The 21,949-nt window shown below is 61.7% G+C and carries 22 protein-coding genes; 7 read left to right on the forward strand and 15 right to left on the reverse strand.

All coding sequences use genetic code 11. From position 1 onward, the window contains the following. The first annotated feature begins 207 nt into the window (after nt 1-207). Complete coding sequence (locus tag GS429_RS05125; RefSeq protein ID WP_160063359.1) at nt 208-2,142, forward strand: beta-CASP ribonuclease aCPSF1; 1,935 nt, start codon at nt 208-210, stop codon at nt 2,140-2,142. A 520-nt stretch (nt 2,143-2,662) separates the two neighbouring features. After that, the gene (locus GS429_RS05130) at nt 2,663-3,652 is read left to right on the forward strand and encodes an EamA family transporter (protein ID WP_328821249.1); all 990 of its coding nucleotides are present in this window, start codon (nt 2,663-2,665) and stop codon (nt 3,650-3,652) included. A gap of 149 nt (nt 3,653-3,801) precedes the next feature. Here the strand turns inward: GS429_RS05130 and GS429_RS05135 are convergent, their stop codons facing one another. The 8 genes from GS429_RS05135 to GS429_RS05175 form a co-directional block, all read right to left on the reverse strand. After that, a complete protein-coding gene (locus tag GS429_RS05135; protein WP_160063361.1) occupies nt 3,802-4,605 on the reverse strand; it encodes an ABC transporter permease in 804 nt (267 codons plus the stop codon). Beyond that, entirely contained in the window at nt 4,598-5,470 is an 873-nt protein-coding gene (locus GS429_RS05140) for an ABC transporter permease (protein ID WP_160063363.1), read from the reverse strand. Before GS429_RS05140 ends, GS429_RS05135 begins: the two co-directional genes overlap by 8 nt. A 6-nt stretch (nt 5,471-5,476) precedes the next feature. Beyond that, entirely contained in the window at nt 5,477-6,610 is a 1,134-nt protein-coding gene (locus GS429_RS05145; protein ID WP_160063365.1) for an ABC transporter ATP-binding protein, read from the reverse strand. A gap of 19 nt (nt 6,611-6,629) precedes the next feature. Then, the gene (locus GS429_RS05150; RefSeq protein ID WP_160063367.1) at nt 6,630-7,760 is read right to left on the reverse strand and encodes an ABC transporter substrate-binding protein; all 1,131 of its coding nucleotides are present in this window, start codon (nt 7,758-7,760) and stop codon (nt 6,630-6,632) included. A gap of 335 nt (nt 7,761-8,095) precedes the next feature. Beyond that, nucleotides 8,096-9,019 (reverse strand): endonuclease III domain-containing protein, encoded by a 924-nt coding sequence (locus tag GS429_RS05160; protein WP_160063369.1) that lies wholly within the window; start codon nt 9,017-9,019, stop codon nt 8,096-8,098. Nucleotides 9,020-9,522: 503 nt separating this feature from the next. Further along, the gene (locus GS429_RS05165; RefSeq protein ID WP_160063371.1) at nt 9,523-9,936 is read right to left on the reverse strand and encodes a DUF371 domain-containing protein; all 414 of its coding nucleotides are present in this window, start codon (nt 9,934-9,936) and stop codon (nt 9,523-9,525) included. Between the two features lie 219 nt (nt 9,937-10,155). Then, nucleotides 10,156-10,524, reverse strand: coding sequence for a hypothetical protein (locus GS429_RS05170; RefSeq protein ID WP_160063373.1), 369 nt, complete (start codon nt 10,522-10,524; stop codon nt 10,156-10,158). A gap of 48 nt (nt 10,525-10,572) precedes the next feature. After that, nucleotides 10,573-11,916 carry an alkaline phosphatase family protein gene (locus GS429_RS05175; RefSeq protein ID WP_160063375.1) on the reverse strand — a complete coding sequence of 448 codons (1,344 nt, stop codon included), beginning with the start codon at nt 11,914-11,916 and terminating at the stop codon, nt 10,573-10,575. Between the two features lie 182 nt (nt 11,917-12,098). Between GS429_RS05175 and GS429_RS05180 the strand changes: the two genes are divergently transcribed. After that, nucleotides 12,099-12,848, forward strand: coding sequence for a class I SAM-dependent methyltransferase (locus GS429_RS05180; RefSeq protein ID WP_160063377.1), 750 nt, complete (start codon nt 12,099-12,101; stop codon nt 12,846-12,848). A gap of 92 nt (nt 12,849-12,940) precedes the next feature. Here GS429_RS05180 and GS429_RS21745 read toward each other — a convergent pair whose 3' ends face one another. Further along, on the reverse strand, nt 12,941-13,081 hold the full coding sequence (locus GS429_RS21745) for a hypothetical protein (protein ID WP_201293959.1): 141 nt from the start codon (nt 13,079-13,081) through the stop codon (nt 12,941-12,943). Nucleotides 13,082-13,247: 166 nt separating this feature from the next. Further along, on the reverse strand, nt 13,248-13,781 hold the full coding sequence (locus GS429_RS05185; RefSeq protein WP_160063379.1) for an inorganic diphosphatase: 534 nt from the start codon (nt 13,779-13,781) through the stop codon (nt 13,248-13,250). A gap of 206 nt (nt 13,782-13,987) precedes the next feature. Here GS429_RS05185 and GS429_RS05190 point away from each other — a divergent pair, with 206 nt between their 5' ends. Next, entirely contained in the window at nt 13,988-14,347 is a 360-nt protein-coding gene (locus GS429_RS05190) for a PadR family transcriptional regulator (RefSeq protein ID WP_160063381.1), read from the forward strand. A 28-nt stretch (nt 14,348-14,375) separates the two neighbouring features. Here the strand turns inward: GS429_RS05190 and GS429_RS05195 are convergent, their stop codons facing one another. Both GS429_RS05195 and rnhA read right to left on the reverse strand, forming a co-directional pair. Further along, nucleotides 14,376-15,020, reverse strand: coding sequence for a DUF7108 family protein (locus tag GS429_RS05195; RefSeq protein ID WP_160063383.1), 645 nt, complete (start codon nt 15,018-15,020; stop codon nt 14,376-14,378). Between the two features lie 79 nt (nt 15,021-15,099). Further along, entirely contained in the window at nt 15,100-15,693 is a 594-nt protein-coding gene (gene rnhA, locus GS429_RS05200) for a ribonuclease HI (protein ID WP_160063385.1), read from the reverse strand. Nucleotides 15,694-15,855: 162 nt separating this feature from the next. Between rnhA and GS429_RS05205 the strand changes: the two genes are divergently transcribed. Continuing rightward, the gene (locus GS429_RS05205) at nt 15,856-16,818 is read left to right on the forward strand and encodes a transcription initiation factor IIB (RefSeq protein ID WP_006108914.1); all 963 of its coding nucleotides are present in this window, start codon (nt 15,856-15,858) and stop codon (nt 16,816-16,818) included. Nucleotides 16,819-16,933: 115 nt separating this feature from the next. On the opposite strand, the gene GS429_RS05210 is transcribed toward GS429_RS05205, so the two are convergent. The 3 genes from GS429_RS05210 to gfcR all read right to left on the reverse strand — a co-directional run bounded on the left by GS429_RS05210 (nt 16,934) and on the right by gfcR (nt 19,317). Next, complete coding sequence (locus GS429_RS05210; RefSeq protein WP_160063387.1) at nt 16,934-17,572, reverse strand: DUF4399 domain-containing protein; 639 nt, start codon at nt 17,570-17,572, stop codon at nt 16,934-16,936. 500 nt (nt 17,573-18,072) lie between these two features. Further along, nucleotides 18,073-18,327 (reverse strand): hypothetical protein, encoded by a 255-nt coding sequence (locus GS429_RS05215; protein WP_160063389.1) that lies wholly within the window; start codon nt 18,325-18,327, stop codon nt 18,073-18,075. 333 nt (nt 18,328-18,660) lie between these two features. Further along, the gene (gene gfcR, locus GS429_RS05220) at nt 18,661-19,317 is read right to left on the reverse strand and encodes a transcriptional regulator GfcR (protein WP_160063391.1); all 657 of its coding nucleotides are present in this window, start codon (nt 19,315-19,317) and stop codon (nt 18,661-18,663) included. 141 nt (nt 19,318-19,458) lie between these two features. On the opposite strand from gfcR, the gene GS429_RS05225 reads away from it, so the two are divergent. Both GS429_RS05225 and GS429_RS05230 read left to right on the forward strand, forming a co-directional pair. Continuing rightward, nucleotides 19,459-20,838, forward strand: a complete 1,380-nt coding sequence (locus GS429_RS05225) for an HAD family hydrolase (RefSeq protein WP_160063393.1) — start codon at nt 19,459-19,461, stop codon at nt 20,836-20,838. A 331-nt stretch (nt 20,839-21,169) separates the two neighbouring features. Next, nucleotides 21,170-21,847 (forward strand): helix-turn-helix domain-containing protein, encoded by a 678-nt coding sequence (locus GS429_RS05230; protein WP_160063395.1) that lies wholly within the window; start codon nt 21,170-21,172, stop codon nt 21,845-21,847. The last annotated feature ends 102 nt before the right edge of the window (nt 21,848-21,949 follow it).

The raw sequence follows: 21,949 nt of genomic DNA on the forward strand, positions 1-21,949 counted from the left end.
CGTTACAGCACTGTACAACGCGATGATCCGGGATACTGGACCGAATACGACCGACGTTGTGTTACGAACCCAGCGTCTGTTCACCTCGAGATTGGCACGTGGCGACCGTCGCCGTCCCGACCTCGAAGCCCAGTTCCTGGCCGTTTGCAGCCGGCTGGATACCTTCGCTCCCCGGCGGCGAGTTCACGCAAGCCAAATTGGCGACCTATGAGTACTGTAGAGCAGCAACTCGACGACTTGAAAGCACAGATCACGAGCGAGTTACCGAGCGATATCTCGGTCTCCTCGGTGAAATACGAAGGCCCGGAGCTGGTGGTCTACACGCGCGATCCGAAGGAGTTCGCCCAACAGGGTGACCTCATCCGGAAGCTCGCGAGCAAACTCCGGAAGCGGATCACCGTCCGTCCCGACCCGAGCGTCCTCTCGCGGCCCGAAGAGGCCCGCGAGCAGATCATGAACGTCATCCCCGAAGAAGCGGGGGTCACGGATCTGGACTTCCACGCCGACACCGGCGAGGTCGTTATCGAAGCCCAGAAACCCGGCATGGTTATCGGCCGCCACGGATCGACGCTCCGCGAGATCACCAAGAACGTCGGCTGGACGCCGGAAGTCGTCCGCACGCCGCCGATCGAGTCCTCGACGGTCTCGAACGTCCGGAGCTTCCTCAAACAGGAACGCGACGAGCGACGGGACATCCTGGAGAAGGTCGGTCGACAGATCCACCGCGAGGAGATGTCCGACGACGAGTACGTCCGCATTACGACCCTCGGCTGCTGTCGCGAGGTCGGACGCGCGTCCTTTATCCTCTCGACGCCCGAAACGCGCATCCTCATCGACTGCGGCGACAAGCCCGGCGCGGAGGGAGAGGTGCCGTACCTCCACGCGCCCGAAGCCCTCGGCGCGGGTCCGCAGACGATCGACGCGGTCGTCCTCACCCACGCCCACCTCGACCACTCCGCACTGATCCCGCTCCTGTTCAAGTACGGCTACGACGGTCCGATTTACTGCACCGAACCGACTCGAGACCTGATGGGACTGCTCACGCTCGACTACCTCGACGTCGCCGCCAAGGAAGGGCGCGCGCCGCCGTACGAAAGCGAGCAGGTCCGCGAAGCGATCAAACATTGCATTCCCCTCGAGTACGGCGACGTCACGGATATCGCGCCCGACGTCAAACTCACCTTCCACAACGCGGGTCACATCCTCGGCTCGGCCGTGAGCCACTTCCACATCGGTGACGGCCTCTACAACGTCTGCTTCTCCGGTGACATTCACTACGACGACACCCGCCTGTTCAACGGCGCGGTTAACGACTTCCCGCGGGTCGAAACGCTCGTTCTCGAGTCGACCTACGGCGGTCGCAACGACTACCAGACCGATCAGGAAGACTCCGAACGGAACCTGAAGAAGGTCATTCAGGACACCTACGATCGAGGCGGAAAGGTAGTCATTCCTGCCTTCGCAGTCGGGCGATCACAGGAGATCATGCTCGTCCTAGAGGAGGCGATGCGCAGCGGCGACATCCCCGAGATGCCGGTGCACTTAGACGGGATGATCTGGGAGGCGACCGCGATCCACACGACCTATCCCGAATACCTTCGAGACGACCTTCGCGACCGGATTTTCCACGACAACGAGAACCCGTTCCTCGCCGAGGAGTTCAACCACATCGACGGCGGCGAGGAGGAACGACAGGACGTCGCCGACGGCGACCCCTGTATTATCCTTTCGACCTCGGGTATGGTTACCGGCGGACCGATCATGTCCTGGCTCTCCCACATCGGCCCCGATCCGGACTCGACGCTGATGTTCGTCGGCTACCAGGCTCAGGGAACCCTCGGCCGACGCATCCAGAACGGCTGGGACGAAATTCCGACCAGCGAGGTCGGCGCCATGGGCAACGGCGGCGGCCGCGGCACCCTCTCGCTGAATATGAACGTCGAAACCGTCGACGGCTTCTCCGGCCACGCCGACCGCGCCGGCCTCGAGAACTTCGTCAAAACGATGAACCCCCGACCCGAGAAGGTTCTCTGTGTCCACGGCGACGAACGCTCGACCCAGGACCTCTCGAGCGCACTGTACCACGATTACGACATGCGGACGTTCGCGCCGAAGAACCTCGAGACCTTCCGGTTCCTCTAACGTCCGTCGGGCTTGTTTCGGTAGTTTCGATAGCGTTGGTGACGTCGATAGCGTACTGACACGCCACGAACGCACTCGCTAAAACGCAGCGGAAACTCTAGCAGTAGATCGTAGCGCGATTTCGTTATTTAGTCTCGGACCTGAAACTGAAACAGGCGATTCGGTAACTGCGTGTGCACAACGAACTTTTTCCGTGTCGGATTCGCTTCGCTCATCCTCGCGCAGAAACTTCGATGAAAAAGGCCGACTGCTCGGCCTTTGGCCTCGCGTCGGTGAACCGAACTCGCTTCACTCGTTCGGATGCTACAGCGGTAACGCCTCCGCTTATACTGAGCCCGATTTTCACAACCCGCACTGAACAAAGAAGTCGTATACCAACTACTGCTAGATATCTTCGTCCGACTTTTCCGCCTCGAGCGGTTCCGTCGGCAGGGATGGACGGTGATAATATCCGACTGTGTCTCACGTCCGAGGCGCACGAGTATCCGCGATTCGAACGCCAGTGTGCGGTGATCGCTGCGTGACATCGATCTGGCTGGGCTACGCGCTGCTGACCGCGGTCGTCTACGCAGGTATCGCCTTGCTCTCGAAAGTCGTTAGCGGCACCGAGATCGACGACCCGATCCGGCTGACCGTCTTCACCTGTGTGCCGTTCTATGCGGTCTACGTCGTCGCCGGGGCCGCTCTCGAGTGGCCGTCGCTCACCGGCGGTGAACGCGGCGTGACGGCGAGTCTCCTGTCGACGCCGGTACTGGCGGCACTGCTCTTCGGCGTCGTCTCGACGGTCGCCTACGGCGTCTATTACTGGGGGCTGATCAACGGCGACGTCTCGCGGTTCGTGCCGGCGCTGGCCCTGGAGATCATTTTCGTCTTGCTACTCGGATACCTGTTGCTCGGAGAGGCGTTTCCGCCCGGTGTCTACGCCGGCGTCGGCCTCGTCGTCTTCGGCGCGCTCTTTATCTCCTACGAGCGCGGCGAGGGCTCGTTCCGCGAGCGACTCAGCCTCCCGACCGTCGCGGTCGCCGCTGCGGCGGCCGTCGCCTTCGCCATCCTCAACACGGGCATGAAGGCGCTAACCGATAACTTCGGAACCGTCGAACTCCTCTTCTGGATCAGCCTCGGTGGGCTGCTGTCGGTCGGTGCACTCGCGCCGCTGCACGCCGGGTCGCGGTTTCGAGTCGGCGGTTCACAGTTCTCGAGCGTGAGCGACAACTCGAGCGCTGCCGGCTTCCAACTGACGAGCGGCGAGCGATTGCTGCTCGTGGGCGGCCTGTTGAACGCCGTTGGGCTCTTTACGTTTCTCAGGGCACTCGAGCACGGCCCCGTGTCGCTGGCGACGGCGATCACCAAACTGGACGTCCTGCTGGTGTTTGTCGGGGCGCTCGCGCTGTCGAAACTCGCACCGACGCTGTTGTCCGAGCAGTTCGATCCGTTCACCCTGGCTCAGAAGGGGTCGGCCTCGGTCATTATCCTCGCCGGGACCGTGGTGATCCAGTTCAGCTACGCCTGACACGGTCTGCTGTGTCGATCTACCGGTATCATCGCTGCCGTACTTCGCGGTTGCACCGGCAACGACGGACAGCAGCCCGTCTGAGCGGACCGAAATGGCGGCGAAAATGGACGGCATCGGCAACGGCAACGACAACGGCGGGCGTCCCCTCAGGACAGTTGCTTCGAAACCCACTCGAGGTTCGTCGCGATCACGGCGAGGACGAGCGCGCCGAGCGAGATGAGGATGAGAAACGTCGAGACGACGCTCACCATCGGATCCAGCGCCTGCCGGATTTCGGTCCAGGCCAACACCGGGATCGTCTGCGTGCTCGCGGTCGAGAGGAACAGCGCCATCACGAACTCCTGGAGGCTGATGATGAACGCCAGGAGCGCGCCGACGAAGACGCCGTGTTTGACGTTCGGCAAGACGACGTGGACGAACGACTGGATCGGGCCGGCCCCGAGATCGTGTGCGGCGTCTAGCTGTTGCCAGTCGAACCGGCTGAACACCGATCGCATCACGAAGTAAACCAGCGGCGTCGCCCAGAGCGTGTGTGCGAGGATGATCGTCCAGTAGCTGCCGCGCAGGCCGACCTCGTTGAAGTACATCAACAGCGTGATCCCGAGGATAACGGGCGGAATCAACAGCGGGACGAGGACGAGCGGTGCGAGGATCGTCCCGAGCGAGCCGTCGTCGAGTTCCTGGCCGAACGCACCCATCACGCCGAGCCCCGTCGCGACGACGGCCGTTCCGACGCCGACGACGAGACTGTTCGTGAACGCCTCGAGCCAGCGGCGGCTCTGGAAGAACTCGCCGTACCAGACGAGCGAGAGCCCGTCGGGCGGGAAGGCGATCCGGCTGCCCGCCGAGAACGAGGTCGCGATGACGACCAGCAGCGGGAGCAACATGAGCGCGAACAGGGTCAGGTAGCCGGCGCGGAACGCGACGGCTTCGACGGTCTCTCTATGCAAGTTCGAAGTCACCTCCGAAGCGGTTGAGGACGGTGAAGATCCCGGCGATACAGACGCCCATTAGCCCGAGCATGACGACCGCCAGCGCGGCTGCCTCGGGATAGCGCATGTCCGAGAGCATCAGCCCTTCGACGTGCATGGCGAACGTGATATCGTTCGAGAGCAACTCCGGCGCGGCGTAGGCGCCGACGCTCCAGGCGAAGGAAACCACCGCGGCGACGATGATCCCCGGCATCACCTGCGGGACGACGACCTCGAGGACCGACCGCGGGCGGCTCGCGCCGAGGTCGCGTGCGGCCTCGACGACGTCCCAGTCGGTCGTCGCCATGACGCTGTAGATCGCCAGCACGGCGTAGGGAAGGACGATATAGAGCTGTGCGACGACGACACCGACCGTTCCGGGGACGAGCCCGGCGGGAACCAGCAGTGGGTCGAACGCGTACGTTCTGATGACGAGCGTCGTCAACAGCGGTAGCACGACCGAGAACAGCAATAGCGACTTGAGCAGTCCGGTCGAACGCCAGATCGCGTACGCGTAGAACAGGCCGATCACGACGGCCAGAACCGTCACGATCGCTCCTAACTGGAACGAGTAGCCGATGATACTCCAGAGTAAGTCGCTGGTCAGCACTTCCCGATAGGCTTCGAGCGACCACGTTCCCTCGGCGAAGACGTGATCGGTTGAACTCCCGGCGACGCTGATTCGCAATAGGATGAAAAATGGAATCACAAAGATCAGCAGTTCGAACGCGATCAGCGGGGCCATCAGCAACAATGCCCGATTCGAGCTGGACTGGTCGAGGAGTGATTCCCGGATCGATCCGAGCGAGCCTGAAAGCGAGGCTGTGTTCGTCAGCAGAGCCATGAGCGATCAGAAAGTCACCCGTTCCCCGTCGGCGTGGAAGGCGAGGACGTCCGCGCCGTTCCACTCGATTCGAATTTCGTCGCCGGCGGTTAGCGTCTCGGTGTTCCCAGCCGACCGTTCGACGAACACGGATTCGCCGCCGACGGAGACGGAGCAGCGAACGGTCGAACCGCGGTAGAGGACGTTCTCGACCGTACCGACGACGGCGTTCATCGCGCTCCCGTCGGCCATCATCGGCCGTTCGTGCTCGCTGCCGGACGTCGTCGATCCGTCGATCGAGAGGGTTTCGGGACGCAACGACAGCGTCAGCTCGGTCCCTTCGGTAACGGCTGGCTCCCGTTCGGCCGGAAGCACGATTTCGGATCCGAGCCCCGTCTCGACGTGGACGGCGTCCTCGGACGCGCGTGCGACCTCGCCGTCGATGAAGTTCGTGTCCCCGAGGAAGCCTTCGATGAAGCGGTTCTTCGGGTTCTCGTAGACCTCGTCCGGTTCGCCGACCTGGATCAACTCGCCCTCGTTCATGATCCCAATCCGATCGGCCAGCGTAAACGCCTCGTCCTGGTCGTGGGTCACGTGGACGAACGTCTCCTCGAGATCCTCGTGGATCTCGCGGAGTTCGATCTGCATGTCCTCGCGGAGTCGCTTGTCGAGGTTCGACAGCGGCTCGTCGAGCAACAGGACGTCCGGATTGACCGCGAGCGACCGAGCGAGCGCGACGCGTTGTTTCTGGCCCCCGCTCAGGTTCGTCGGGTCGTCCTCTTCGTGGCTAGCCATTTGAACCCGCTCGAGCATCGCTCGAGCGCGTTCGTGGCGTTCGTCCGTCGAGACGCCGCGCATCTTGAGCCCGAAGGCGACGTTCTCGAGGACCGTTTTGTGGGGGAACAGCGCCCAGTCCTGAAACACCGTCGAGGTGTTCCGCTCGTAGGCCGGCTGGTCGGTGACATCTGTGTTGCCGATGCGGATCTCGCCTTCGGTGGGCGTTTCGAGGCCCGCGAGCATCCGCAGCGTCGTCGACTTCCCGCTGCCGCTGGGTCCGAGCAGACACAGCAGTTCGCCGTCGTCGATGTCGATCGACACCTCCTCGACGGCGGTCGTCTCTCCGTAGCGCTTCTCGAGTCCCTGAAGCGTGATTTCAGACATTAGTTTCTCAGAATTCGGTCTACGACGACTGTTGCATGCTCGTGAACGCGTCGGAGAGATCGCTGTCGTGGTTCGAGAGGTACTCCCAGTCGGGGAATGCGATGTCCCGAGCCTCCTCGTCGGTCGTCGGGAGGTCGTCCTCGAGTTCCGCCGGATACTCGATGTTCTCGTTGCTGAACATCATTGGGTGGCTTTCGGCCCACTCCGACTGGACCTCGCTGTCGAGCAGGAAGTCGATGAACGATTCGGCCTCGTCCTGCATATCGGTTCCACGCACGACACACCAGTTGTTGATCCAGCCGGTCGTCCGCTCAGGCATGGTGTGAGTCAGGCCCTCGTAATCGTCGATGTCGTAGGCCGTCTGGTCGTAGTACCACTGGGCGACGTCGATGGTTTCGTTGTCGAACGCCTGCCAGATATCCTCTCCGGAACTGGCCCACTCGTCGACGTCCCAGTCCTCGATTTGCGCGAGGACGTCCTCGTGGAGGGCTTCATCGTACATCTCGCCGGCACCGTCTTCGTCGTCCATGCCGATCGCCGCGGCGTACATCGGGTACCACCAGAAGCCGGTGTCGATGCCGACGCCCTCGCTATCGCCGACTGCACTCGAGGAGAGGTCGTCCCAGCGCTCGGGATCGACGTCGGCGTCCTCGCGGTGAATGATCGTACAGGGAGCCCCGTCGACTGGCATCCCGTACTCCGGATCGCGAATCTCCGTAAAGAAGTCCATGATCTCGTCGTCGTTCGAAAGGGCGTCGCGATCGATCGGTTCGAAGAGGTCGTCCTGCCGCCCGTAGTAGTAGAAGTTCCCCTCCGCGACGGTGACGTCGAACGGCGGGTCGTCCTCGGGCGCGTTCCGGATCTGCTCGAGAACGCCGTCCCAGCCGCGGTGGAGTTCGATCTCGGTGTCGTGTTCCGATTCCCACTGTGAGACGACGCCGTCCTCGAAGCGGTCCGCGTAGTTTCCGCTCCAGACCATCACGCGCAATCCCTGCTCGCCGCCGAGCAGTTCGGCACAGCCCGCAAGCGCAGTGGCGGAGCCGACCGCCGTCGCCGATAGCAACCGGCGACGTGAGACGGTCGACGACGTCCCGGACGATTCAGACTCTGTCTCGCTCGTCTCTGCAACCCGTGCAGGGTCTGCAGCCATTGGTACGCCGGGTCTACATTGATTGCGACATATAACCGTTGTGAAGTCCAAAAACACCTCATAAACCAGTAACATTTCCCAGAACCGGTGCGCTTGTGGCTTCTTTCTGCCATGAACGGAACATTGTCACATCTCGATTGTGAGACAGTCTCACCCGCGAGACGGGGTTCGAATGTGGTCTGGAAGCACGCTCATTTCCGGCGTCATCGACTGCCGATGACGGTTCGATCTGATCGCTCCGACCGTTGCCGTTCATACGGTTTCCTGTACGTCATTTCCGGCGCAACCGCGACCCGGGCGGCGGTTGCGCCGGTAAATCGTTACAGCAGTCCGTATCAGTCAACCACGTCCGCCGGATCGACGACCTCGTCGGTCTCCGGATAGACGCCCACCTGATCGCACAGGTCCGCCATCGGACAGGCCTCCGGATCGTCCAGACAGGCTGGTTTGCGCGCCGTACAGTACTCGCGGCCGAACTGGATCGTCGCCGTGTGTGCAAAGCCGCACTTCGCGGCGGGGACGTCGCGCTCGAGGACGGCCCGGACGTCCTCGTGGTCCGCGTCCGGCGAGGCGATTCCCATCCGACGGTAGATCCGATGAACGTGCGTATCGACCGGAAAAACGCCGCCGCGACCGCCCGCGAAGAGGAGCACGCAGTCGGCCGTCTTCGGACCGACGCCGCGGACAGAGAGGAGCGTTTCGCGGACCTCGGACGGCTCCTCGTCCTTGACGAACGCGTCGAACGCCGCCGCGGAGCCGAACGCCTCGAGGACCCACTCGGCGGTTTCGATGAGGATCTCCGATTTCTGATTATAGAGCCCCGCGGAGCTGATCGTCTCGGCGAGCTCGGACTGTTCCGCGGCGGCGAGCGACTCGGCGAGATCGGTCTCGTCGGCCCGCGGCCGACCGCTCACGGCTTCGCCGTTCGCATCGTCGAGGTCTTCACGTTGTTCGCGCCTCGCACCGCTTGCACCGTCTGCATCGCGGTGAGTCTCGCTCCCACCGGCTCCGTATCGCGCTATCAGCGCATCGTGGGCGGGCTGACTTGCCTTGTCGCTCGTATTCTGGCTCAGAATCGTCCGGACGAGGCAGGTGAAGGCGTCCTGTCCGCCGTACTGTTTCTGCCAGTAGCGTTCCCCCAGCCGGTCGACGACTTCCTCTGCGCGGGTTTCTGCAGTCGCCGGATCGAATTCGACCGCGACGCCACCGCCGTCCGCGCCGCCGCTGATGTTGACGGCGGGTTCGGGATCGTCGCTCATGTGTCTCTTCGATACTCGTCGTTCGACGAACATTGCCGTGTTGGTCTCGAGCGACCGCCGTCCGTGGCCCGTGACGTTGCTCGAGCAGTCGACCGGTCACAAGAAGTCAGGTAATCGATCGAACAACATCGGGTAGGTGAACGACCGATACGCGTCGCCGCTCGATCGAGACGGTACGCGCGGTTCAGCACCCCTCTCGAACTGAGAACCAAGAACCGAGATCTACCACTTCGTCTTGCAACTGAACCGCTCATCGCAGGCGGAACACGTCGCCGATTTAGCGAACCCGTCGGCCAGCGATCCGACCGCTGCACTCGTTCTGGTCACTTTCATGTCGATCTCAACGTTCGTCCGCTCGGAACAGTGCGGACAGACAACTCGTTGGGACATAGCTCTCGGTAGCGTTGCACTGGCAGTTACCTTTTCGGGCCGATCGAGCCGTGAACATCGCAGCAGGCAGGGTGATGCCGAGGTCGCTACGACCCCAGATCGACCCTCGAAACTCACTCGACGGTAATCGTCACCGTCGCGTCGGCCCCGTCGGCCAGCGCCGCGACGAGCTCTCGGTCGAACCCCTCGGCCGCGAACGGTGCGCCGTTCATGATCGTCCGGTCGTCCACGTAGTCGCTCGTCCGACCGACCGCACTGCGCTCGTTCGTCAATTCCAGCTCCGGATCGCCCCGGCCCGTTACCGAGTCGGTGTGGCCGCCGGCCTCGATCGTGAACGTGATCGTCGACTCCGGGTCCTGACAGGCCTCGACGAACGCCGGATCGAACGCGGCGGGCGCTCGGTCGGCCTCGATCGCCAGAATGCAGTCCCCGGCCGGGGTCAGGTAGTCGTCGGTCGTCACTTCGAACGTACTCGCGTGCTCGGCGGTGACGTTCTCGTGTCCGCGAGCGTGGATAACTTCCTCCATAGCCGGCGGTTGGGTGCCGGGCGGAAAACGGACTCGAATTCGACCGCTTCGGCCGGTGCTCTCTTTTCGGACACGGCTATAACGGTCGGCTTATTCTGCTGAGGACATCGAGAGCGGTCGCTGTGCACGTTCGTGTTCCCGTCCGCGGGCCTGGAGATCGGAGCGGTTTTCCCGTACCGCCGCTCGCGATCGGTTCCCGGCTCGAGATCCGGCACGCGATCAGCTTTCGGTTCGATAGCCGGCACGGAACTCCCGAACGATCGCCCCGAGGACGCTGCCGAAGACGACGACGAACAGCAGAACGTGGCCGACGCCGGTTTCCGCGGTCGCCGAGCCGAGCGCAAGACTCCCCAGCATCGCGAGGACGCCGCCGGCGACCGAGAGCGTTGCCAGCCCGAGTTGGGTGGGGTCGCCGGTCTCCCGTGAGAGATAGTACTGCGGCAGGCCGACCCCGATGACGAGATAAACGGCGATTCCGATCGGCGTACCGCCGAAAACCGTCGCAGTGCTTCCGAGCAGCAGGCCCACAGCCCCGGCGGTCAGTATCGCCAGTCCCAGACTGCCCCCGATGACGGTGGCTTCTTTCATACGCCAGATTGTCAATCGGATGTAAAAGGCGTTCCGGTGGGGCGCGGATCAGACCAGACTTGCGCCGTCGAAGTCGCCGCGGCTGTACTCGACGTCGAGCAAGTCGAGGATCGTCGGCGTGATGTCGAACAGATCGGCATCCCCGATCGTCGCGTCGGGGTGGTCGATGTACAGCGAGGTGTCGTCGAAACTGTGCATCCCGTTTCGCGGTCCGGTGTCGAACACGTCGGAGTCGGCCTTGAAGCCGGACTTAAGGTCGAAGCCCTTGTTCGGGATCGCGACCAGATCCGGCGCGATATCGTCGTGGTCGCCGCGGAACGCCGCTTCCTTTTCGACCACTCGGTCGACGACCGCGTTCCCGTCCGGCCCTTCGAGGGCTTCGAGATCGGCTTTGAGTTCGTCGCGAACTTCGTCGTACTCTGATTCGGGAACGGAGCCCCGCGGTTCGCGATCCTCGAGGTTGATGTAGAACCGACCCGGGATGAACGAGTAGGCTCTCGTGTCGTCGGCGATGTCGCCCAATTCCTCCGGCTCGTCGTCCTGGAAGGTCAGCCATCCTTCCTCCCGGAGCCACTCGTTGAAGTGGACCTCGTAGTCGAGGCTGGTAAACCCGTGATCGGAGGCGACGATCATGGTGACGTCGTCCGGCAGCGCGTCGCGAAGTCGACCGATGTAGTCGTCGACTTTCTGGTAAAACTCGATGAAGTCGTCCTTGTACTGGCCGTCGCGTTCGTAGTCTTTGAACAGGAAGTGGTTGACCCGGTCGGTCGTCATGAAGACGCCGAAGAACAGATCCCAGTCGTCTTCCTCGATGTAGTGTTCGAACGCCTCGAAGCGGGCGTCGATGGTAGCGTGGGCGTCCTCGATGAACTCCTCTTTCTCCTCCTGGTGGCCGAGTTTCGGATTGACGTCGATCCGGTAATCGAGCGTCTCGAGGTAGTCACGGACGTCGTCGGGGTAGGCGGCCTTCTCGAGTCCCGGTGAGAGAAAGCCCGAGACCATCCGCTGGACGTTTCGCTGTGGCGGGAAGGTAACGGGGACGTTCATGACGGTCGCCCGTCGGCCGTCCTCCTGAACGCGGTCCCAGACGCGATCCGCCTGTACCTCACGCCCCATCGGCACGTAGGTGTCGTAGGTGCCGACCTCACGGTCCTGGAAGCCGTAGACCCCCGTTTCCCCGGGGTTCATTCCGGTCGTCAGCGACGGCCAGCAGGCGCTGGATTCCGGTGGCACGATACTCGAGATTTCGCCCGCCGTCCCCTCGTCGGCGATCGCGGCGAAGTTCGGAAACAGTTCCTCGTTCTCCGATAGGAGACTGTACGGCACGCCATCGACCCCAATAAATGCGACTCGGGGAGCTCCGTCGCCCCGCAATCGATCGAACAGACCCATGGACGGACGTAGTCCGACCGCATACAAGAAGGTTCGTTTCGAGACACTATCTTGAGAAGGTTCACCGACAATCCACTTTCGCTCAGATCGGTGTGGGCCTAGCTGACGTTTCCAGAATTGTACTTGAACGAAACGACGTCTCCACAGAAATAATTATGTGTCACCAAAACGACCCATGGAGCATGCATCCAGCGGAGGGATTTTTTGACGAGTGGGCCGGGCTCTACGACGAGTATTACGACGAACAGCGGATCGGAGACGCCGACTTCTACGTCGAACTGGCTCGCGAGACGAACGGGACCGTACTGGAAGTCGGCTGTGGAACGGGACGAGTTTACCTCGATCTCCTGCGGGCGGGCGTCGACGCCTACGGAATCGATATCTCGCGAGCGATGCTCACCGAACTCGAGCGCAACGCCGCGGAAGACGACCTGAAACCGTGCGTTCGGCGAGCCGATATGACCGCCTTCGAACCGAAGCGGACCTACGACCTCATCATCGTCCCGTTTCGAACGTTCCTCCACAATACGACGCTCGCAGATCGGCAGGCTGCGCTTCGGAACATCTATGACGCACTCGAGTCCGGTGGACGACTCGTGTTCAACGTCTTCGTTCCAAACTTCGATATCATCTGTGAGACGTACGGAACGCCCGAGACGCAGGTCATCGAATACGATGGTGAGGAGTACACCGTAACCGAGATTTCGAGAGTCGTGGACGAAATCGAACAGGTGATCGAAACCGAACGGACTCTCAAGCGGGACGGCACCGTCATCAGTGAGTCTGCCTTCCGACTCGCACTCGTCTCGAAAGCCGAATTTGAACTTCTCTTCGAAACCACGGGCTGGAGCGACTGGACGGTGTACGGTGGATTCGACAGTGAGCCGCTCGACGAGAGCTCACAAGAGATGGTCTGGATCGCCGAAAAGTGAGCGCTGAGACCAGCTCTGGACAGTTTCAGCTGTCCGACGTACTCGAGTGAGAACCGCAGAGCTGAGACGTGGCGATATCGATCGACGACTGATCAGTCGTCGCTCCCGTCCCGTTCGGTTGACTCGAAGTTCGCGGGGACGACCGTCAGATGAGCCATCCCGGCTCCGGATTCGGCCGCGTCATCTGCCGAGGACGAGGAGGACGTTCGTGCGGACGGGTTGGTTGCTGCCATAACGAGTACACGTAGCACGCCATCCCGGATAAAATTACCCATGCTCATAATGCATGAGCCACGTGGCGGAGAATAACTCCGGTGAATCCGGTGGTCGCGAGGGGGCCAGAACGGAACGGTCTCTGTCGTCGAAAACGGAAAAGCGCGGCGTGAGACGGCTGATTCGCTATTCGAAGTGTTCCTCGTAGAGCTCCTGGGCGTGCTCGATCGCGTCGTAGGCGGCCTGTTTGTCCTCCCAGCCCTGGGTCTCGACTTCCTTGTCCGCTTCGAGGTTCTTGTAGGTCGCGAAGAACTCGTCGATCTCGTCGAGTTGCTGCTGTGGAATGTCCTCGAGGTCCTCGATGTGGTCGTAGCGCGGGTCCTCGCTTGGCACCGCGATAACCTTGTCATCCTGTTCGCCGTCGTCGTCCATCTTCATCAGAGCGACGGGTCGCGCTTCGATGACACAGCCAGGGAACGTCTGGTCCGCTACGAGGACGAGCACGTCGAAGGGGTCCTCGTCGTCGTAGTACGACTGCGGGATGAAGCCGTAGTCGCTCGGATAGTGGACGTTGCTGTGAAGCACGCGATCGAGGACGACTCCCGGGACGTCCTTATCGTACTCGTACTTGTTACGTTCGCCTTTGAGACACTCGACGACGGCATAGATCTCTTCGGGCGGATTCGGTCCAGTTTCGAGGTCTTCCCAGAGGTTGACCATGTACCGGACACTCCACGGTCGATCAAAAAGTACTTTCGTAATCGAGTGTCATCTTTCAAACGAGGGTTACCAGACAGCCACGAGACGTGATCCGGACAACTCCCACCAGTATCCGGCTTCGAAGCAACCAAGCGGCTCTCAACCGGGCAGTTGCGTCGGGGAAATAGTTGGTAAGTCTTAAATAGTCTGGTGACATTTACACAGGTATGTCAGAGGCACAATCAATCACCGGCGAACAGAGTATTGCACGCGAGCTTACCGCGTTCCAGAACAACATCCTCGTTATCCTCGCCAAGGAACCGATGTACGGCCTGGCGATCAAGCGCGAACTCGAGGACTACTACGGAACGGAAGTCAACCACGGGCGACTCTACCCGAACCTCGACGAACTCGTCGAACTCGGCCTGGTCGAGAAGAGCGAACTCGACAAGCGGACCAACCAGTACTCGCTGACCGACGACGGCTACGATGCCGTCCTCGACGGCATCCAGTGGACGCTCTCGAAGGTCGTCACGGGCGACGACCGCGCGGACGAGATCAACGAGATCATCGAGAACAGCTACTGATCGGCTCCAACTCCACCAGAATTAGCGTTTACCGGTCCTGTAATTCGGGAACCGGTTTTTCGGCCGCCTCGAAGATGAGCGTGATCGATTCGTTGATCACATCCTGCTGCTCGTCGGACGGCCACGCATTCCGCACGAAGTACTCCGAGCGAAACTCCGCGAGTTCCTCGCTTGTCAGTTCTGGGATTTGTTTGGCATAGTGATTGCCGACGAAATCGGCGAGTAAGGCGGCGTTGTCGCCGTGGACGTCACCGTGGCGCTCTCTGACCCGCGCGACGAGGTCGCGATTGTGCGAATCGACTGCCTCCCAGTCGTCCGGATCGCCCGCCCCCTCGAGCGGAATTTCGACCGCGCGCGAGATATCGTCGATACGATCGGTTCGGATGACGCCCGCCGCTTCGTCGTGCCACTCCTCGGGGTGGAGGACGAGGACGTCGTCACCGTCGTCGCGGATCCGAGCGGTAAAGTCGTGGGCCTCGAGCAGCGCCGCTCGTCGCTCCAGATGTGCTTTTGCCTCCGCGTCCTCGGGTGCGGTGCGCTCGAGTCGGGTGAGCCGTTCGGCCTCGTCGACGACGTCGTCGGGCAGATCCGCAGATGCAGCGTCGTCTACACCGTTCCCGGAGCCGTCTGCCTCGTGGTCGGAACCGGCACGCGGGTCGTTCGAATCGGACATATCGACCCGTACGGACTCGAGGGCTTTTCCCTTGCTGATCCGCGGTTGGGTCGACTCTTCGGTGCCGTTCGGTCGACGGTCAGCCCTGATCCAGCGCCTCGTTCGCGAGATCGTCCGCGCGGTCGTTGACCTCGCGGGGAACGTGCTCGAGCGTCCACTCGTCGAAGGCAGAAAGCAGTTCGTGGACGGTAACACGCTTCTCTCGCAGTTCGGGGTTGTTGGTGTCGTACTCGCCGCGGACCTGTTTGACGATAAGTTCTGAGTCACCGCGCACGTGTAGCTCGTCGAAGTCGTAGTCGCGAGCGGCCTCGAGAGCCGCGATCAACGCCGCGTACTCGGCCTGATTGTTCGTTGCGGTACCGATCCGTTCGCCGCCCTCGGCGACGATGCCGTCGCCGCTGACGATCACCCAGCCGGTGGCTGCGGGGCCGGGGTTCCCTCGACACGCGCCGTCGAAGTAGGCATGGGCGCGTCCGCCGCCCTCTCGCAGCAGCGCTTCGAGATCCTGTGGACTCCCACCCTGGATCACGACCTTGTCGTCGTAGGCGACGGCCGTCGCGCCGCCGCGGCTCGCACGCCAGCGTTCGTGATCCGTATTTCCGGATTCGACGGTCACACCTGTCTCCTCGAGTCGCTCTCGAGCCGTCTCGACGTCGCACTCGATGACCGGCATTCGTGGCTGATGTCGGCCAGAGTCGGATAAAGTCTTTCCGGTTCCGGATCGTAAACCTTGCGATTGAGACGCTGTAACGACCGATATCCGTACATTAGCGTCAACATCCGAAAACGCACCCCAAGGGTTTATATACCTTGGTGATACTACTATAAAAGTGCGATGACACGGTCCACCCGCCAGCGGGAGCGAACACGTGAGACGGACGAGACCGAGGATCAGGAAGGGGTTCGTGCGTGCCCCGAGTGTGAATCGGACAATCTCGTGAAAGACTCTGACCGGGGTGAGCTCATCTGTGAAGACTGTGGGCTCGTCGTGGAAGAAGAAAAAATCGATCCCGGTCCTGAGTGGCGGGCGTTTAACCACCAGGAACGGCAGGAGAAGTCCCGGGTCGGCGCACCGACGACCCAGACGATGCACGATAAGGGACTGACCACGACGATCGACTGGAAGGACAAAGACGCCTACGGCCGCTCTATTTCATCCAAAAAGCGAAGTCAGATGCATCGACTTCGCAAGTGGCAGGAACGCATCCGTACGAAAGACGCCGGCGAGCGCAACCTGCAGTTCGCACTCAGCGAGATCGACCGAATGGCGTCCGCACTGGGTGTACCACGGTCCGTCCGCGAGGTCGCGTCCGTGATCTACCGACGTGCACTCAAGGAAGACCTCATTCGCGGTCGGTCGATCGAAGGCGTCGCCACCTCGGCGCTGTACGCTGCCTGTCGGAAGGAAGGCATCCCACGCAGTCTCGAGGAGATTTCGGAAGTCTCACGCGTCGAACGCAAAGAGATCGGGCGTACGTATCGGTACATCTCGCAGGAACTCGGTCTCGAGATGCGCCCCGTCGACCCGAAAAAGTACGTTCCTCGCTTCTGTTCCGAACTCGAACTCTCCGAAGAGGTCCAGACCAAGGCCAACGAGATCATCGAAAAGACGGCCGAGGAAGGGCTCCTCTCGGGCAAGTCACCGACCGGGTACGCCGCCGCCGCGATTTACGCCGCATCGCTGCTGTGTAACGAAAAGAAGACCCAGCGCGAAGTCGCAGACGTCGCACAGGTGACCGAAGTGACGATCCGGAATCGGTATCAGGAGCAGATCGAAGCGATGGGAATCCACGGTTAAGCCGTCCGCTCACCGGTTCATCATTTTTTGCGCCGTCGCTCGTTGTGACTGACGAGTATCCTCACCAGGGTGGCGATATCCCCGTTACGTACTGCAAGTTCACCGCGTCCGAGTATCACTCGTCACCGTTATCGCCGCCGTCGCCGTTTTCGTCGTCGTCCTCATCGACGCCGTTTACGTCCGCATCATCCTCGTCATCCTCGTCCGCTGCCTCGTCTTCGTCTTCCACGACTTCGATCGTGATCTCGTCGGTCATATCGAAGGCGTTGTGCTGGGCGTCGCTCGCCTGGGCACAGATCCGGTGCTCGCCGGTCTCGAGTTCGAGTTCCGTCTCGAGTTCGCCTTCGCCCAGATGGTGGTAGCCCTCTTCGAACGGGATCCCGTCACCCGGTTCGACACACTCCTGACCGACGATGATGTGCAGGTGTCCGGCATCGTCTTCGGGAACGCCGTCCTCGGTCACGGCTTCGACCTCGAAGTCTTTGACTTCCATCTCGAACGTAACCGGGCTGGCAACTTCGTCGCCGTCGCTCGGTTGGAGGAGTTCGAGTTCACCCGCCGGATCTTCGTAGTCGACGTCTTCGACCGCCTGTTGGTCCTCGTCGCCGTTCTCTTCTCCCGGCTCTTCACCGCCGTTTTCTTCTTCGGATTCTTCGTCTTCGTCGTCGATCAGATCACTACAGCCAGCGAGTGCTGCGATACCGGCCACAGCGCTGGCAGTGAGGTATCGTCGTCGTGTCGATGAACGTGTCATGATATCTTGGGAGTCGCGTCTGTTGTGTTCGCAATCGGTCGACTCGCCGACAGATCACGATTTCGCAGTGAGCGTCGACGAGCCGATCGTCTGCCCGCTCCGAACTCCGACCGCTTTCGGAAACTCGCGCCACCGCTCGAGTGTGGCCGCAGTACTGTCAGCTGTCTCGTGAGACGGCAGTGAAAGGCTGTTCTGTGACGCTAGCTGGCGGCTTCGGAGCGAAAAAGTCACGCCCTGCCCTTGCTACGGCTTCGACGCATCGGTCGATTGCCCTCGAGGACGCGGTGATCTCCGAGTGATACGGTTTACTGTAGTCAATTACCACCGATCACCGACCTCGTCCCTGGTGATCGGCGGTACATAGTTACAGCAATCCGTATGAGAGCACAGGTGAAGCGGGTTCGTCTCTGCCGAGGATACCGCTACTCAGCATCGATACTGGGAACAAGAAGCACGCTGTTTCCGGTAGACGCGGGCGCTGTCGTGCTTCTCGAGCAGTGTTATTCGTCTTCGTCCTCTTCGTCGTCGTCCATCCCGTTCTCGTCGTCTTCGTCCTCTTCGTCGTCGTCCATCCCGTTCTCGTCATCATCTACGCCGTTTTCGTCTTCGTCGTCCATCCCGTTCTCGTCGTCTGTAGCGGGATCTTCCTCTTCGATCTCGTCGTCCTCGCCGTTGTCATTACAACCCGCGAGTGCAGTGAGACCGACTGCACCGCTTACTGCAATCATTCGTCGGCGTGTAAGTCGCTTGGTCATTGGTTACCTCACTCGAAGACGGGAACCTGACCGTTAAGAGAATTCACAGCCTAGCATCAGCACGGCGCCGACAACGTACTGTTACGCCGACCCCTTCTGCAGTCGATAGCAACCCGGCTCTCGAGTCGGGATATGTCGATTCTGCGACAGGTGAATCAGATCGATCGTTTCACTCGAAACCCACTGCATACACATCCCGATATCGTGTCTGGAAAAACACAGTTACCCGCCGCCGATCGTCCTCGAGTCACATGACCGATCGCAACTCACGCGACACGTCGATATTGACCCTGCGTATGCGTGTATCCGTGACCACACGGCCGGTCGATCGATTCATTCCTCTTTTCCAACGCTGATGACCTGCAGGAGCGAGTAGACCGGGACACCCTCGACCTCCTCGAGACCCTGTTTATCCGCGAGAACTACGCAGGCGAGCGGTTCGCCGCCCTCGGTACGGATCGCATCGATGGTCTCGCGCATCGTGGTTCCGCTGGTGATGGTGTCGTCGACCACGTAACACTCGCGGTCGCGGATTCCGGCGAAGTTCCGCGAGAAGGTACCGCCGAGATCCTCGATATCGCCCTCCTCCCACTGGTGTTTCGCGGGCGTGTACGTCCCCAGATCGGTCTCGAGTTCTCGCGCGATGAGCGTCGCGATCGGACCGCCGGCCTTCTCGATACCGATCGTCAGATCGACGTCCTCGCCGTGTTTGGCGAGCAGATCGGCCATCGCTTCCGCGATCGAACCCATGCGTTTGCTGTCCCGGCCGATCGCCGACCAATCGACGTGGATGTCCTGGGGCCCGCTTCGGGCGGCAGCAGTCGTTTCCTGAGTCGGTTGGTCGTTCGGCTGCGTCGTCGCGTCGCTTCGCTCGACGAGCCAGCTCGCGGTCTCTCGGGAGACGTTCAGTTCGTCCGCAATCTCCCCCTTCGAGAGACCCCGGGTCGCGAGTTCGGCTGCGCTCTCGATCAGGTCGTCGACGTTTTTCATATGGTTGCGAGTTCGGGCGCCGTTTTTATAGTCGTATCGTCGTCCGTCGGACGCAATCGCCACTACCGGCGACAAACGGAGTCGATTGCCACCGCTCCGATACTGAAAACGGTTATCCCCCTGCCCCTGTCTGTAGCTGACATGGAACGATACGATCTCGTCTATCAGTTGTACGATGAGTACGATACGGAGACGCTGCGAGAGTATCAGGCGTTCGTCGACGTCTTTCCGGCGGTCGACTCCCGGGTCGCCCTGGAACACTGGCAGGGAGCCAACGAGGAACTCGAGCGCCGGAAAGACGAGATCCGCTCCGGGTTCGCGGCCGGCGAGACGTTCGCGGAGGTCGCCTCGCGGGCCACCCGCGAGCAGGCCTTTACCGCGTTAGACCTCGAGGCCAAGTACGGCCGTGCGGTGAACGTCCTCGTGCTCGACGTCGACGAAACGTTGCGATCGGCCGGCGGAACCGACAACGAGATTCCCCGGGATACCCTGCACGTGCTGACGGAGTTCCACGAGGCCGGTGTTCCCATCGTCATCTGTACCGGTCAGACGCTGGAGAACGTCAAGGGGTTCGCGATTCAGGGACTGGGCAGCGAAATCGTCCACTCGGGCAATCTGTCGATCGTTTACGAGGCCGGGACGGGCGTGTTCACCCCGGGTCACGGCGCGGAGACGAAGCAATTACTGTACGAGGACCTGGGCGAGGAGATCCGAGACGTCTTCGACGACGTACGCTCGCGCGTGCTCCCCGACGCTCCCGAGGACCTTCGACGGGGCTGTCACCTGCAGGGCAACGAGTTCAACATCACGATGAAGCCCAACTACGAGACCGGGTCAACGAAGGCCCGTGAGACCATCGACACGGCGCTAATCTACCTGATCGACCTGCTCGCCGACGCCGTTGGCACCCAACTCGAGTTGACCGGCGACAGCTCCGGTGACGCCGGTCCCGACGGCGCTGGCGGCAACGACAGCGAAGGCGACGTCGAGGTCGACAAGGACGACAGCAACGGCAATGACAACGACAACAACAGCGGCAACGGTACCACCGAGATCAACGACGAACCGATCGTCGACTGGACCCGCGCATTCTACGCCGATCAGGACCCCGAAATCAGGGCGGTCCTCGAGGGCGAAGGGGCGTACCCCGACCTCGACTCCGAGTCGGTTCCCGACGCGCTCGCGGCCGTCCTGGACCGCATCGACGTCGCCTACTACGAGGCCGATGCGGCCGAGATCGGGAGCCTCGAGTTGAACAAAGTCGTCGGCGTCGAGCGCGCCCTCGACGTGTTGGGCGTCGACGATCCGTTTTCGCTGGTGATGGGCGACTCCAAGAGCGATCTGCGCGTGATGCGGTGGGTCGACGAAACGGGATCCGGCATCGCGGCCGCACCCGAACACGCCTCGCAGGACACCTTAGAGCACGTCCTCGAGACGGACGAACTCGTCTTCGACCGCGGAAAAAGCGTGGACGTTCTGCGGACCGTCTACGCGCTGAACCGGCTGGCGCGACTCGAGTAAGAGCGAGAGGAAACCCCCTCATCGGGATTTCAGCGTCGATAGCTACAGTTTGCTGACCGTCACCAGCGGCAAGATACTGTCTTAAACGGCTGGAATACAAAGGCCTGCTCATCAATCGAGTTCGTGTCCTACCGCGTAGTAGCACGATCCGAGCGAGAGTGCCGCGTCAGAACGATGACGACCATGACATATACTGCTTCGACGGGCGCTCTCGCCACCCCAGAGAGTGGATCGGCTAGGTAATTATGAGACGATTCGGGTCCCAACACCACTATGATAGCGGCATTGTTCGTCAACTGGACTCGAGCGTACCCCACGGGGTGATCGGTCGATGACGACGATCGCAGAACTCACGGTTTCGACCGACAGTTTCGCACTCGCAGAAACGTTTCAACGACTGCCCGACCTCGAGGTGCGCGTCGAAAGTGTCGTGGCCGAAGGGCCGGTTCGGACGATGCCTCTGGTCTGGTTCTCGAACGTCGATCCCGACGAGTTGAGACGGGCACTCGCCGAGGACTCCACCGTCGACGAACACCTCAAACTGCTCGAAAACGCCGACGACGACGAATGGTTTTATCGTCTGCAGTACAGCGAAGATATCGGCTCGATCTGCTGTGCAGTCTACACCCACGGCGGCACGGTTCTCGGTGCGCACGTCACCGACGGGCAGTGGACGCTTCGACTGCTCTTTCCTGAACGTGAGGAGCTTTCGGACGCCGTCTCGGCTATCGAAGACCACGACGTCCGAGTCGACGTTCGACGGATGGTCGAGGCCGGCCAGGACGAAGACCTCGAGACGACGGCCGCCCTGACCGAACCACAGCAGGAGGCCATCGCCGAAGCCTACCGGCAGGGCTACTACGACGTCCCTCGAGAAATCTCGCTCGAGGAACTGGCGAACGAACTCGATATCTCGCATCAGGCGCTCTCCGAGCGACTCCGGCGGGCCAATCGCGTCCTCGCGAGCGAGCAGTTAGACGAGCCGACGGGCGAGCTCGCGACGGAGTAGCGGTTCACGCGGATCGGGCGGGTCGGCGCTCGAGGCGCCGGCACTGTACCCGTCTCGAACGGGCGACGGTGATCGCGCGCTCGCCCGACCGTCGAGTGCGAG

This window comes from Natronorubrum halalkaliphilum, from assembly GCF_009834785.1.
Taxonomy (GTDB): domain Archaea; phylum Halobacteriota; class Halobacteria; order Halobacteriales; family Natrialbaceae; genus Natronorubrum; species Natronorubrum halalkaliphilum.

Bases quoted from the DNA above. Each gene is read 5' to 3' on its own strand.
- GS429_RS05125 (WP_160063359.1), top strand. From the start codon at position 208: ATGAGTACTGTAGAGCAGCAACTCGACGACTTGAAAGCACAGATCACG.
- GS429_RS05140 (WP_160063363.1), bottom strand. From the start codon at position 5,470: ATGGCTCTGCTGACGAACACAGCCTCGCTTTCAGGCTCGCTCGGATCG.
- GS429_RS05145 (WP_160063365.1), bottom strand. From the start codon at position 6,610: ATGTCTGAAATCACGCTTCAGGGACTCGAGAAGCGCTACGGAGAGACG.
- GS429_RS05150 (WP_160063367.1), bottom strand. From the start codon at position 7,760: ATGGCTGCAGACCCTGCACGGGTTGCAGAGACGAGCGAGACAGAGTCT.
- GS429_RS05160 (WP_160063369.1), bottom strand. From the start codon at position 9,019: ATGAGCGACGATCCCGAACCCGCCGTCAACATCAGCGGCGGCGCGGAC.
- GS429_RS05165 (WP_160063371.1), bottom strand. From the start codon at position 9,936: ATGGAGGAAGTTATCCACGCTCGCGGACACGAGAACGTCACCGCCGAG.
- GS429_RS05170 (WP_160063373.1), bottom strand. From the start codon at position 10,524: ATGAAAGAAGCCACCGTCATCGGGGGCAGTCTGGGACTGGCGATACTG.
- GS429_RS05175 (WP_160063375.1), bottom strand. From the start codon at position 11,916: ATGGGTCTGTTCGATCGATTGCGGGGCGACGGAGCTCCCCGAGTCGCA.
- GS429_RS05180 (WP_160063377.1), top strand. From the start codon at position 12,099: ATGCATCCAGCGGAGGGATTTTTTGACGAGTGGGCCGGGCTCTACGAC.
- GS429_RS21745 (WP_201293959.1), bottom strand. From the start codon at position 13,081: ATGGCAGCAACCAACCCGTCCGCACGAACGTCCTCCTCGTCCTCGGCA.
- GS429_RS05185 (WP_160063379.1), bottom strand. From the start codon at position 13,781: ATGGTCAACCTCTGGGAAGACCTCGAAACTGGACCGAATCCGCCCGAA.
- GS429_RS05190 (WP_160063381.1), top strand. From the start codon at position 13,988: ATGTCAGAGGCACAATCAATCACCGGCGAACAGAGTATTGCACGCGAG.
- GS429_RS05195 (WP_160063383.1), bottom strand. From the start codon at position 15,020: ATGTCCGATTCGAACGACCCGCGTGCCGGTTCCGACCACGAGGCAGAC.
- rnhA (WP_160063385.1), bottom strand. From the start codon at position 15,693: ATGCCGGTCATCGAGTGCGACGTCGAGACGGCTCGAGAGCGACTCGAG.
- GS429_RS05205 (WP_006108914.1), top strand. From the start codon at position 15,856: ATGACACGGTCCACCCGCCAGCGGGAGCGAACACGTGAGACGGACGAG.
- GS429_RS05210 (WP_160063387.1), bottom strand. From the start codon at position 17,572: ATGACACGTTCATCGACACGACGACGATACCTCACTGCCAGCGCTGTG.
- GS429_RS05215 (WP_160063389.1), bottom strand. From the start codon at position 18,327: ATGACCAAGCGACTTACACGCCGACGAATGATTGCAGTAAGCGGTGCA.
- gfcR (WP_160063391.1), bottom strand. From the start codon at position 19,317: ATGAAAAACGTCGACGACCTGATCGAGAGCGCAGCCGAACTCGCGACC.
- GS429_RS05225 (WP_160063393.1), top strand. From the start codon at position 19,459: ATGGAACGATACGATCTCGTCTATCAGTTGTACGATGAGTACGATACG.
- GS429_RS05230 (WP_160063395.1), top strand. From the start codon at position 21,170: ATGACGACGATCGCAGAACTCACGGTTTCGACCGACAGTTTCGCACTC.